The organism is Pseudomonas sp. MD195_PC81_125, assembly GCF_014060985.1.
Classification (GTDB): Bacteria; Pseudomonadota; Gammaproteobacteria; order Pseudomonadales; family Pseudomonadaceae; genus Aquipseudomonas; species Aquipseudomonas parakoreensis.
Genome location: NZ_JABULD010000131.1, coordinates 14,987 through 27,229, shown reverse-complemented (window position 1 = coordinate 27,229; position 12,243 = coordinate 14,987). Strand labels below are relative to the sequence as shown.

Below are 12,243 nucleotides of genomic sequence, written 5' to 3'. Positions count from 1 at the left end.
GTGGGAGCGGGATGAACTGGATATCCCGATCCCACCCCCGATCCCTGTGGGAGCGAGCCTGCTCGCGAAGGCGCCAGTCCATTCAAAACCCATATTGCCTGACCCACCGCTATCGCTTGCAGGCAAGCTCCCACAGTGATTTTGTGGTGTGCCCGATTTGAGTGAACACCGCCCGGACCCTGTGGGAGCGGGCTTGCCCGCGAAGGCGTCGGCACATTCAACATCTCTGTCGGCTGACCCACCGCCATCGCGGGCAAGCCACGCTCCCACAGTGGTTCGGGGTGAAACAAATATCTTGATCGACAACCCAATCCCTGTGGGAGCGAGCCTGCTCGCGAAGGCGTCAGTCCATTCAAAATCCATGTTGCCTGACCCACCGCTATCGCTTGCAGGCAAGCTCCCACAGTGATTTTGTGGTGTACCCGATTTGAGTGAACACCGCCGGACCCCGTGGGAGCGGGCTTGCCCGCGAAGGCGTCGGCACTGCCACCCTCGCAACCGCCTGATCCCACCTCCAAATGCCGCCCACAAAAAAGGGGACTTTCGTCCCCTTGCACTATCGCCTGGCTTGTCACCAGTCCATCAATAAATATCTTTCGACAACAGCGTAAACGGCGTCTTCACCAGGATCTTCAGATCCAGCCACAACGACCAGTTATTGATGTAATGCAGGTCCATCTCCACCCGACGCTGCATCTTGTCGAGGGTGTCGGTCTCGCCACGGCAGCCGCTGATTTGCGCCAGCCCGGTGATGCCCGGTTTGATTCGGTGGCGGGCCATGTACGCGAGGATTTTCCCCGAGTAGTAGTGGTTGTGCGCCACCGCGTGCGGGCGTGGGCCGACCAGGGCCATCTGCCCTTGCAGCACATTGAACAACTGCGGCAGCTCATCCAGCGAGGTGCGGCGGATGAAGCGCCCGACGGCGGTAATCCGCGAGTCATTGCGGCTGGCCTGGACCACCTCGCGATCATCGTGCACGCGCATCGAGCGGAATTTCCACACCTGAATCACCTTGCCGTTCCAGCCGTGGCGATCCTGTTTGAAGAACACCGGCCCCGGCGAGTTGATCTTCACCGCCAACGCGATGAACAGCAGCACCGGGCTCAACAGAATGATCGCCAGCAGCGCCACGCCTTTTTCCACCAGACTTTTGCTCAACGCAGCAGTAGGGCGGCTGGTCAACGGGCTTTCGTTGAGGCAGATTGCCGGCAGACCATCCACGACCTTCACCGAGTGGTTGAGCAGGGTCAGACTGTTCAAGTCCGGCACCCAGACCACATCAACGTTGGCCCCGAGCAAATCGACGTACATCGCTTCGATTTTCGCCGCTTCCGCCAGCGGCAGGGTGATGTACAGACGGCGGATGTCATGATCCTTGATCAGTTGCAGCAGATCTTCCTGATCGCCCACCACCCGTGGTGCATCCGAATCCAGAACCGGTTTCGTGCCATTGCTGACCAAACCTACCAGTGGCAGGTTTTCCACCAGACTGATCTTCTGCGCCAGGCCCAGCGCCAACTCACCCGTACCGACAATCAGGGTTTTCTGCGCATTGGTGCGGGAACGCTGGTAGTACTTGGAAAACGCATGCAGCGGCGCGTACAGCAGCGCCTGACCGAGGAAGCCGTACACCGCCCAGCTCAGCGTCACTTCACGGGAAAACACCTCGTCGGCCTTGCACACGAACGCGATGCCGGCCAGCGCGAGCATGGTCATCGACCAGCCCATGAACAGACGTCCCAGACCCGTCAGGTAATTGTCCTGTTTGCGGTATACGCCGCTGAACGTGTACGCCGGTACCGAGGCCAGTACCGCCAGTGTTGCGCACAGGCGGTAATAGAACTCGACGGTGCCGGTATGGCGTTCAGCAAGTACGAACAACAGCGCGACAATGAAACCCTGCGCCAGCGCCCATTGGCCCCAGAAGGTAAGTCCCTTGAGGCCGTTATTTCGATTGATCCGTAGAGAGAGTTCCATGAGATATCCCCAGAAATACGTCCATTCAGGTTTCGACAGTTAAAGTCCGAGTTGCTAGATAGGCTTGTTGTTGTTATTGGACGAGTGTCCTGAGGTAACAACGTCGATAGGCCGAACTGTCGTCAATCAATAGACTAAGTTATTGCCGGAGAGGGTGTCTGACGAGTTCTAACAAGATGGCACTGTGCCAACTTTCAAACAATCAAATACAAGGCTGTTAGAAAAGGTCGTGGAGCAAGGGGTGAATAAATGATGTTGTGTTTGTTACTGTAGGAGGGGTGGAGGCAGGGAACTTTTATTTACCAGGGAGGTGAAGTCAAACAGAGTGCTCTTGTTGTTTTTGTAATCGCACTGTTTTCTGTTTGTTTTGTTCGCGGAGATCGTGCGTGTTTACGCAACGATTTCCTGGATGAGGCAATAACCGCGGTTTCTTACGGCACGGAACAATCGCTCCCCATTACTGGCGCTTTTGAACTTGTCCTGCAGGCGACTCAGGCACATCTCCAGGCCACGATATTGTTCCGGTTCACGGCCGATGCTGAGGATCAGATCGTCGCGGCTGACAACGCGCTCTTCGTGATGGAGCATTTTGCGCACCAGCGCGGTTTCCAGTCCGGTCAGGCTGATTTCGACGCCTTCCTTGATCAGGGCGCCTTGATCATCGTCCAGATGCCAGGTCGTGTTGCCAGTGGCAGCGTCTTCAATGGCGGCAGTGCGGTTGTCGCTCTCTGCACTCTGAACCGGCTTCGCCGATTGTGCGGACATCCATTCCGATTCGAGGGTGGCGAGGATGCGCTGGGTGTCGTGTTCAATCGTGCGGGCCACGTGTTTGCGGGTGCCGCTTGGGTAAGAGAACTCCATCAGCATGGGCGCGGAAGAGGGCGAAGTAGCACCTTCAATAAACATTTGTGCCTGAGACGTGCCAAACGAATTGAAGCGCTCGCTGGACAGAATGCTCTCAAGTTCACGCTGCGACGTTGTACTGTGAGTCACGACGACAAAATATTTTCTCGGGAGGGTTGTACTCGTTTCCATGTCTCTCTCCTAAAATGTGCACCAAAATGGGCGAAAAGATAAATCGGCAGGCGAGCAATGACTTCCTCGGAAGTAATCGACAGGCAGGGTCTGGGCTTAAAATGGCCCTCGATAAGTTCCACTCGTTCTGCTGCTATGTTGTGAAGTTTATTGTTATGGTTCGGTGTAGCCGTGCTCATTCAATGGCTTGATTATAATTAGATGTGAAGTACAACTAGAGCGGTATGGTTGCATATGACGATCCTTCGTAATTATGCAAAGAGGATGGCTGCCCGAGAGTCAGGCAGTCGATATCAGACCCCGCATCAGGCGATAGCCGTAGCCGCGGATGCTCTGAATCGCGTTCGTACCATACATGTCCTTGATTTTTCCACGCAAGCGGCTGATGGATTTTTCCAGCGCTCTCGGATCGTAGAAATGGGTGTTGAGCCCCATGATGCTGGCGATTTCATCATGGCTGAGAATGTGATTGCTGGTCTGCGCAAAGGCTTCCAGGATCTTCATCTCGGCGAACGAGATGTCGAGTTTCTGACGGGGGCTGCCCAGCAGGCAGATACGCGTAGGGTCGAGCGTCAGATTGATATCCCGCTGCCATTCTTCACTGTTGAAGAACTCACCGAGCAGCTCGTCGCCCTCGTCGGCAAGGGTATTGAGTTTGATACAGAAGTCGGCACCGGCCAGAAAATACTTGATCTTGTTGAACGCGCCGCGACCGGTAATGACCGCGCAGATGATCGGCTTCAAGTTGTCGCTGCGCAGGCTTTCGATCAGCGCAAGATTGTCTTCCAGCGCTTGCGGAGTATCGATAACGATGAAAATGGCGCGATACGGACCAGAAAGTTCATTGTTGAAGGAACTAGTGTACGAACCGGCCTCAAGTGCCATATCAGTGTGTACGTGCTTCGCGATCAGCGCCCTGAAATGTTCGGCCACGCCACGGGTACGACCCAGAGTAAGAACACCGGGTACGTCGTTCGTCGGGCGCGGACTTCTAGTCGCCAAGTTCCCTGAGAGCATCATGCATTGACTCGAATTAGGTGCTGACATCGGGATGTTAAAGCACCGGTTCTCATCTGTGACTGACAATTGGTAACATTCACGCGATTTTTAGACGTGGCTCCCGAGTTTTCTAACAATAATTAAGCATTTCAAGCTTTTAGTTGATTTTCTCGGGGCTGTGAACTAGTCGTTACATGGTGGCAATGTGGAATTGTGCCACTATTTTGAATCTATGGCGATGGCTTTGTTCATGTCCAATTGCCACTGTTCACGATCCTGAGACAGTGTGAGCTGGATCACACTTTATTGGCGAATCGAACTTTTTTCTACTATAGGCCTAAATATTTTTCGGGTAGTTCGTAGGCGGACGTTTATTAACATGGCTTGAGTGTGTCTTTTGATAAGACATATTCTCCGTCGCCTGATCAGGCAATGGGTGTCGCGTTATACCGATTGTTTAACTTCAGATACTCAATTCCTGAATACAGTTGACCGGTCGCTCAGCAAGAGCGCTCTGACGGAGGATTAATGGATTTCTGGACCTTTATCCAGGTGTTGATTTTGGGCGCAGTGGAAGGCCTGACCGAGTTCTTGCCGATCTCCAGTACCGGCCACCAGATCATCGTCGCCGACCTGCTGGACTTCGGCGGCGAACGCGCGATGGCGTTCAACATCATCATTCAACTGGGGGCGATCCTGGCCGTGGTCTGGGAGTTTCGCCCGAAGATCTTCGACATCGTCAAAGGCCTGCCCACCCAACGCAATGCGCAACGTTTCACCCTCAACCTGCTGATTGCCTTTCTGCCGGCGGTGATCCTCGGCGTGCTGTTCGCTGACAAAATCCATCAATACCTGTTTAACCCGATCACCGTGGCCATGGCCTTGGTGGTGGGCGGCATCGTCATGTTGTGGGCGGAACAGCGCAGCCATGTGGTGAGCGTCGATCACGTCGACGACATGCGCTGGTCAGACGCGTTGAAAATCGGTTTCGTGCAATGCCTGGCAATGATTCCCGGCACGTCGCGCTCGGGCTCGACCATCATCGGCGGTTTATTGTTCGGCTTGTCCCGGAAAGCCGCCACAGAGTTCTCGTTTTTCCTCGCCATGCCGACCATGGTCGGCGCCGCGGTGTACTCCGGCTACAAATACCGTGACTTGTTCCAGGCCAGTGACTTGCCCGTGTTCGCCCTCGGATTCGTCATCGCCTTCATCTTCGCCATGATCGCCGTGCGCGGCCTGCTCAAATTCATCGCCAACCACAGTTATGCGGCGTTCGCCTGGTACCGGATCGCGTTTGGCTTGTTAATTCTGGCGACGTGGGTGTTTGGCTGGGTGAACTGGACGGAAGCGGCGGCGGGGTGATGCGCACGCCAGGCGGATCAACCCGCCTGGCGCGTTTTACGGAAGGAGGGCATCAACGCCCTTGCAGCAACTCCCCCGCCTGATCCAGCAACGCCAGTGGATCCTTGGCCTTGTGAATGTCCACCGACAACAACTGGCGGAATTTACGCGCCCCCGGGAAACCGGTGCCCAACCCCAGCACATGCCGGGTGATGTGATGCATCGCGCCGCCCGCCTGCAAATGCTCGGCGATATAAGGCCGCAACTGCGCCAGCGCCTCGGCACGGCTGATCACCGGTGCGCTGCTGCCGAACAACTGCTGATCGACCTCCGCCAGCAAATACGGATTGTGATAAGCCTCACGCCCGAGCATCACACCGTCAAAGGTCTGCAAATGCTCATGGCAGGCCTCCATCGTCTTGATCCCGCCGTTCAGCACAATCTCCAGCTCCGGAAAATCCGCCTTCAACTGCGCCGCCACGTCATACCGCAACGGCGGAATGTCGCGATTCTCCTTCGGCGACAACCCCTCCAGAATCGCAATCCGCGCATGCACGGTAAAACTGGTACACCCGGCATCCCGCACCGTCCCGACGAAATCACACAACTCGGCGTAACTGTCCCGCCCATTGATCCCGATCCGATGTTTCACCGTCACCGGAATCGACACCGCATCGCGCATCGCCTTCACACAATCCGCCACCAACTGCGGATGCCCCATCAGACACGCACCGATCATATTGTTCTGCACCCGATCACTCGGGCAGCCCACATTCAGATTCACCTCGTCGTAACCATGCTCCTGCGCCATGCGCGCGCACGCGGCCAGATCCAGCGGGACGCTGCCACCCAACTGCAATGCCAGCGGGTGCTCGGCTTCGTTGTGACGGAGGAAACGTTCGTGATCGCCGTTGAGGAGGGCGCCGGTAGTGACCATTTCGGTGTAGAGCAGGGCGTTCTTCGACAGGAGGCGTAGGAAGTATCTGCAATGCCTATCAGTCCAATCCATCATCGGGGCGACGGAGAAGCGGCGGGAGAGTGGGGCGGGTGTGGCGGAGATAGGGGACATTGGCGGTTCTGGATTGGGTGGGGCTGGGAGGTGGGGGAGTTTATCAGGAATGACCGGTCGGGCTCAGTGATATCCGGCGGAAATACAACCTCATCAAGTGTGGGATTAAGCAAGACAGCCTTGAAATGGACTGATAGCATCGGGCTATCAATAAAAGTGAGGAAGGGATCCCATGCTGAAAAAACTCGCATCATCTGTTCTCGTCGCCGCGGCCATGCTTGCCTCCGCACAGGGGGCTTTCGCTGAAGAGAAGCTGTTCAAGAACTACGTCTACCAAACCCCACTCGCAAAATTCACCGAAGCGGCCGGTTACTACGACTGCTCCGAAGACGTCGGCGGAACCGCGAGATGCATCGACGATGTGGATTTCCTGGAAGAGAAATTTACCGTCGCGCTAATCTTTTCCGGTGACAAGCTGATGATGGTTTCACTGATCAGCCCTTTCGATCAGAATCTATATGTCAAAGCCATCGCGGGGCTTTCCAAATCATTCACGCTGGTTTCCCTTAGCGATGAAAAATCCATCCTGGATATGTTCGATACCGCGAGAAAGTCGAGAAGCACCGAAGAACTAACGACGAAGATTTCCAATTTTGAACAGGTTGGTCTGGCGTCTGGGAATCTGACTTACACCTTTCTTGAAGGGCTGAGCGCTAAAGGGCAAACCAATGCTGTTAGTGCATTGGCTGCTGCACCGGAGAATATTCGTTCAGCTGAGTTGGTGATGGCGGGGCAAGGTGCGGATTCGGGGATGATTATTCGGTTTACGTTTCCTCGTTTAGAAGCGAATAAGATTTTGGCTGAGGCCAAAAAGCCTGTTGAGTCGTTTTAATAAAGTGATTGATTGCTTCGTAGCATGCTGATTTGATGAGAGAGGGTGGATTTATTTGCTGTCGGAGAAAAAGTAAATATATCAGCCTCCTCTTTTCTTTTTTTGAGTCTTATTAACGTCGTCGAAGGATTGTGTTGTGAAAGGAATTAAGCCGTTTCTAGTTCTGAGATACTCGCTGATCGAGAATAAGCAAGGTGCTCTTGTTTTCTCTCCCTTACCTAAACCCAAGGGGGCCGTGGTGGTAACAGCCCTTCAAGACGACGGTCGTGAGTTTGTGAAGAACAAAGTTCGCTATAGTTTTGTAGGATTTTCATACGCTGAACCCATTGTCGACGAATTTCCTAAAGGCAGATTTTTGGTAGGAAAAACGGCCAAACATAAATTAACTAAAGTTGGTGATAAGGTTCCCGGTGACATAGTGGCCCACGATGCTGATGATTGGGTTCCAGTGATTACCGTGGTTGATACTGTGGATCAGTACATTTTTGTGCAGCATGATTGGCGGTTTGGCACGGATGAGCAGATCGCTAATGCCATTCAGGCAGGGCTTAAAGATCCCGTTCTAAATGAATTCAATTATTCAATATTTATTGAGCCTAAGACTGTTAGGGGGGAGTTTTGGAATGTGGTCAGATCTCATAGAAAGATTTTTGAAATCGAATTGGAGCTCATTTCTCCAAACATTTTAGAAACTAACATAAAAGCTCGTGATGCCCTCAAGGCGATGAAGGAACTTTTCGGTCAGGATGAGGTGAAAATCTCTCTGAGTAACGAATTTGGCGATTTAAAAGTTCCGGCTTCCCCGGTAGGGGATTACATAGACTATATTGAGGAAGGGGAAGGAAAATGGAGTGTCACGACTGAAGGCGATCACAACGGCAGGCAAGTACATAAAAGCACATCGGCCATTGTGAAAATTGATTTGAATGTTCCTTCTGACGATGTGGTAATGCAAGAGAATCAACTGGAACTTGAAACTGGACAGCCTGCGCCGGGTCGTTCTATTCACGATGCTCGGATGGTGGCTGATGTTTACTCTGCTATAGGTGATTTGTTGAGGCGTTAGAATGGTTCGTCTGCTGTTTGTTTTTATGACATCTTTCAGCCTCTGTTACCTGTCGTTGTGGGGGACAGCAGGATCGGTGAGCCCATTATTTAACAATGTAAACCCCGTTATTTTCGTTTTGGGCGCACTTTTTTGGAGCTCTTTCCTTGGCATTTTTTTAACTATGTCGAAGGCGTTATGAAGGATGTACTTAAGAAGTTGAAGCAGCGAAAGCCAACGGCTTATGTAATGGTTATTAATTCTTTGACTGATTTGAAAAGCGAAGTTATCGTAAATGTTGTTTTGGTTGTGGTTTTTCTGATGGTCGCATTTGTTGTTGGTGCCATAGGTGATATGGAGTTTTTGCAAAAGTTTGAACATGTAAAATATTGGATATGGGCAGCTTTGTCAGTTCGCGGTGCTTGTCTTTTTAGTGTTCTCGTAGTGATGTTTGTTCAGTTGGCGGGGTTCGTGACGGCAAATAAATTGCGAGCAGAGATTTCGATGTATGATGAGTAGTGTTTAGCGGTTTTTTACGGCTTAAAGTAAGTGAGTCTTATGTTGATCCTCGCCCATGTGAATAAAAAGGTGACGGATTAATTTGTTCTTAAGAATGGGTATGGGCGTCGATAAATTGACCCCATTTTCTAATACGTCGGGGGAACCGGAGGATATAGCTTTGGGGCCGTGCCCAGGCATTGGGCAACTGGTGGGATCGCTGATGCGTGCGGCTGGCTTTGCCATGTTTGACTCCCTGTCAACGAATGAACCGGTGCCGACTTTATCAGACTCGGCTGGACCCGTGTCTTGGTACAGCGCCTTCAATTTAAACAGTTGAGATTCAGCCTGTTTAAAGTGTTGTGGTCAGCACGGAACCGGCCCTACACCACCTTGCGCCTCCCCCTACACCTAAGACAGAATCCGCCGGCTTGTACGTCTAGACCGTGGGTTCTATCGTTCTCGGGTCACTGAAAACCAGTGACCGGGTTTGGTAGCCCGCGTGTTAGATGTACAGCGTCACCATCACCGATCGTATTTGCGATCGGGGTTTATGGTGGTCATGTACAGGGCGTCTTCGGGCGCGCCGGCTCCTAACACCCGGTCTACCAACCTGTTCATGGCCGCCACCCTTCGTTTGGTAGCGAAAGGGTGAAGCCTTCACTAAAAGTGTTAGGAGTTTCATCCATGATCAAACCAACACCGAATCCCCCAGAATCCAACCCCGCATCCCCCTACGAATCCCTCGACTCCCGCAAACTCCACGAAGCCGCCGAGCGCGCCCTTGATCACTACCTCACCCCAACCAGCCAGATCATGGCCAGCGGTGATCAATCCAGACCAATGTTCCTCGCCAACCCGGCCTACGACACCGAATCCCTGCTCGCCAACGCCAGTGAATCCCTGGGTTCCGCCACGACCATGCTCAACGATTTCGCCGCGTTGCTGGATGTCTCGCACCGCAAGACGCTGCTGGGCATTGCGCAGGTGGTGATGTTGGGGGGAGTTGGCGGTGAATCAGGCGCTGGATAACGTCGAGCTCAAAGCGTAGATCGCTGCCCTCCGTGGCAAGCGGCGGGGTCGCGGAGGGCGCTCAGTCGATGCGCAAACCAACCGCCGAAATGGCAGGTTTCAGCCTGATTTCGCAGCAATAGCGATGTGCCACAAAAAATGATGGCAATGCGTCATCACGCGCTCAAAAAAGTTCAACGATTATACAAAAATATAAAGTTGTACAACTTTTCCCAAAATTTATAGCATCTGCTCCAACACCTCTGCTGAAACGATAAATCCAGCGCAAACCCTGGATTTGTCCGCTGGTGCGTGCGCCGTGGGTACGGTTTTTCGCGTCAGTCTGTTGCAGCCGGGACAGTTGGAGCTGTCCGCCATTTGCTCAGGATGACGCCCCCCGAATATGAGCGGCAATTGCGGTTGCCTGAGATAAATTTTTTGTGCCTGACGTTGAATCGCGTCAGGGCGTTAGAGGCTGAACATGGCAGAAGCATCGAGTTTTCTGGGCAACATCAAGGTTTCTCGAAAGTTGGGGGCCGGGTTTGGCGTTCTGTTGCTGGCGGTGGGGGCGGTGGCCTTCATTGGCTACAGCAGCAGCAATGTGTTGGTGGATCGCCTGGACACCACGCGTCTGATCGGCACCCTCAACGATGCGTCGCAGGACATGCGGTTGTCGGAGAAGCAGTACGAGGCGGCGGCGGATGCGGCGTTTGCCGAGGCTTATCAGTCGCGGCTGACGGTGTTGCAAGGGCTGATCGCCAAGGCCTTGCAGACCCTGACGCGGGCGGAAAACCAGCAGGCCTTGAAGCGTTTGCAGGACACCACGCTGGCTTACGATCAGCAGGTCAAGCGTCTGGTCGAGGCGGACAAGGCGACCAGCGATGCGCTGAAACCGTTGGGAGCGATGTCGGACAAGTACGCCGAGACCTTCAACAGGCTGTTCGAGAGCACCACGGCCAGTGCGCTGGCGTCAGCCGACAGCGCGCGAGTGGCGGACTTGCGCACGGTGGCGGATCTGCGCAATGGCATGACGATGTTTCGTCTGATGCTGCGGCGTTATATCGCGGTGCCGAGCGAGGCCAAACAAAAAAAGTGCTGCTGGACACCACTGATGCCTTCCTGGCCGACATGAGCAAGGCGCGCAGCGGGTTGCCGGCGGCCCTGTCGAGTCAGCTTGAAGAGGCGCAGGCCGGGATCCGGCGGTATCGCGAGGTGCTGGTGGAGGTTGCCGCGCTGTTCGAGCAGAAGCAGAGCCTGCGCCAGCAGGTGGATCAACAGAGCCAGGCGATGGACAGCATCATGACCGGGCTGATGGACACCCAGCAGCGTCTGGCGCGAGACGATCAACATCGTGCCTTTATCCAGATTGCCGTGCTGACCGTGCTGGCGCTGGTAGTCGGTTTGTTGGCTGCGGTGTTGATCTCGCGGCAGATCACCGGGCCGCTGGCGCTGACGGTGGAACTGGCGCGGCGGATTGCCAAGGGCGATCTGACGGTACAAGCCAAATCCAGCCGCAAGGATGAGTTGGGCGATCTGCAAAACGCGATGCAGGACATGGCGCAAAGTCTCAACACACTGGTGCAGGGGATCGGTAACGGCGTGACGCATATTTCGACGTCGGCCGAGAAGCTTTCGGCGATGAGTGAGCAGACCAGCGCCGGTGTGCGTCAGCAGAAAGTCGAGGTCGATCAGGTCGCCACGGCGATGCACGAAATGGCCTCGACGGTGCAGGAGGTCGCACGCAACACCACCGACGCATCGGCCGCCGCGACCCTGGCCGATCAGCAGGCGCGTCACGGCAGTGCGGTGGTCAAGCAGGCGACTGTGCAGATCAGCGAACTGTCGGTGGCAATCGAGGACCTGGGCGCGGCGATGAACGTGCTGTCCCAGGACAGTGAGCAGATCGGCAAGGTCATCGATGTGATCAAGCTGTCGCCGAGCAGACCAATCTGTTGGCGCTGAACGCGGCGATTGAAGCGGCGCGGGCGGGGGAGCAGGGCCGTGGTTTTGCGGTGGTTGCCGATGAAGTGCGTTCGCTGGCGCAGCGCACCCAGGATTCGACCAAGGAAATCGAAGCGCTGATTGTCACCTTGCAGCAGGGCACGCAAGCGGCCTCTACACTGATGACATCCAGCCGCGAACGCACGCTGGATACCGTGGAGCTGGCGCAGAAGGCCGAGCAGGCGATCACCGAGATCAACCAGTCGATCGGTACGATCCAGCAAAATGAGCCTGCAGATTTCTGCCGCCGCCGAGCAGCAAAGTGCGGTGGCCGATGAGATCAATCGCAGCATCGTCAGCGTGCGCGATGTGGCTGATCAGTCGGCCGTCGCCAGCGAAGAAAGTGCTGCCGCGACCCTTGAGCTGGCGTCGCTGGGGCAGGACTTGCAACGCATGACGGCGCATTTCCGCACCTGATGGCATTTCGCAATGAAC

The 12,243-nt window shown here is 54.6% G+C and carries 11 protein-coding genes and 3 pseudogenes; 9 read left to right on the top strand and 5 right to left on the bottom strand.

From position 1 onward, the window contains the following. Positions 1-582 precede the first annotated feature (582 nt). The 3 genes from HT737_RS05945 to HT737_RS05935 form a co-directional block, all read right to left on the bottom strand. A complete protein-coding gene (locus tag HT737_RS05945) occupies positions 583-1,977 on the bottom strand; it encodes an undecaprenyl-phosphate glucose phosphotransferase (protein WP_095668745.1) in 1,395 nt (464 codons plus the stop codon). Between the two features lie 390 nt (positions 1,978-2,367). Continuing rightward, positions 2,368-3,012 carry a helix-turn-helix domain-containing protein gene (locus tag HT737_RS05940; RefSeq protein ID WP_182401836.1) on the bottom strand — a complete coding sequence of 215 codons (645 nt, stop codon included), beginning with the start codon at positions 3,010-3,012 and terminating at the stop codon, positions 2,368-2,370. A gap of 279 nt (positions 3,013-3,291) precedes the next feature. Then, on the bottom strand, positions 3,292-4,032 hold the full coding sequence (locus HT737_RS05935) for a winged helix-turn-helix domain-containing protein (protein WP_145594913.1): 741 nt from the start codon (positions 4,030-4,032) through the stop codon (positions 3,292-3,294). Between the two features lie 507 nt (positions 4,033-4,539). Here HT737_RS05935 and HT737_RS05930 point away from each other — a divergent pair. Continuing rightward, positions 4,540-5,373 carry an undecaprenyl-diphosphate phosphatase gene (locus HT737_RS05930; RefSeq protein WP_007969588.1) on the top strand — a complete coding sequence of 278 codons (834 nt, stop codon included), beginning with the start codon at positions 4,540-4,542 and terminating at the stop codon, positions 5,371-5,373. A 52-nt stretch (positions 5,374-5,425) separates the two neighbouring features. On the opposite strand, the gene dusA is transcribed toward HT737_RS05930, so the two are convergent. Next, complete coding sequence (dusA, locus tag HT737_RS05925) at positions 5,426-6,421, bottom strand: tRNA dihydrouridine(20/20a) synthase DusA (RefSeq protein ID WP_123588481.1); 996 nt, start codon at positions 6,419-6,421, stop codon at positions 5,426-5,428. A 172-nt stretch (positions 6,422-6,593) separates the two neighbouring features. Here dusA and HT737_RS05920 point away from each other — a divergent pair, with 172 nt between their 5' ends. The 3 genes from HT737_RS05920 to HT737_RS31735 all read left to right on the top strand — a co-directional run bounded on the left by HT737_RS05920 (position 6,594) and on the right by HT737_RS31735 (position 8,817). Continuing rightward, positions 6,594-7,253 carry a hypothetical protein gene (locus HT737_RS05920; protein ID WP_182401834.1) on the top strand — a complete coding sequence of 220 codons (660 nt, stop codon included), beginning with the start codon at positions 6,594-6,596 and terminating at the stop codon, positions 7,251-7,253. Positions 7,254-7,389: 136 nt separating this feature from the next. Then, complete coding sequence (locus tag HT737_RS05915; RefSeq protein WP_182401832.1) at positions 7,390-8,319, top strand: hypothetical protein; 930 nt, start codon at positions 7,390-7,392, stop codon at positions 8,317-8,319. Positions 8,320-8,496: 177 nt separating this feature from the next. Then, entirely contained in the window at positions 8,497-8,817 is a 321-nt protein-coding gene (locus HT737_RS31735; protein ID WP_306287174.1) for a hypothetical protein, read from the top strand. A 117-nt stretch (positions 8,818-8,934) separates the two neighbouring features. Here HT737_RS31735 and HT737_RS32610 read toward each other — a convergent pair. Beyond that, positions 8,935-9,042 (bottom strand): annotated as a pseudogene (locus tag HT737_RS32610) (hypothetical protein); the annotation flags it as partial. A 441-nt stretch (positions 9,043-9,483) separates the two neighbouring features. Here HT737_RS32610 and HT737_RS05905 point away from each other — a divergent pair. The 5 genes and pseudogenes from HT737_RS05905 (at position 9,484) to HT737_RS32590 (ending at position 12,225) form a co-directional block, all read left to right on the top strand. Next, positions 9,484-9,847: pseudogene (locus HT737_RS05905) on the top strand (DUF6124 family protein). 441 nt (positions 9,848-10,288) lie between these two features. Continuing rightward, the gene (locus HT737_RS32605) at positions 10,289-10,939 is read left to right on the top strand and encodes a methyl-accepting chemotaxis protein (RefSeq protein ID WP_374011135.1); all 651 of its coding nucleotides are present in this window, start codon (positions 10,289-10,291) and stop codon (positions 10,937-10,939) included. After that, positions 10,936-11,769 carry a methyl-accepting chemotaxis protein gene (locus HT737_RS32600; protein WP_374011136.1) on the top strand — a complete coding sequence of 278 codons (834 nt, stop codon included), beginning with the start codon at positions 10,936-10,938 and terminating at the stop codon, positions 11,767-11,769. The genes HT737_RS32605 and HT737_RS32600 overlap by 4 nt, the downstream gene beginning before the upstream one ends. Further along, positions 11,736-12,086: pseudogene (locus HT737_RS32595) on the top strand (methyl-accepting chemotaxis protein); the annotation flags it as partial. The gene HT737_RS32600 and the pseudogene HT737_RS32595, both read left to right, overlap by 34 nt. Continuing rightward, entirely contained in the window at positions 12,076-12,225 is a 150-nt protein-coding gene (locus HT737_RS32590; RefSeq protein WP_374011134.1) for a hypothetical protein, read from the top strand. The pseudogene HT737_RS32595 and the gene HT737_RS32590, both read left to right, overlap by 11 nt. Positions 12,226-12,243 lie beyond the last annotated feature (18 nt).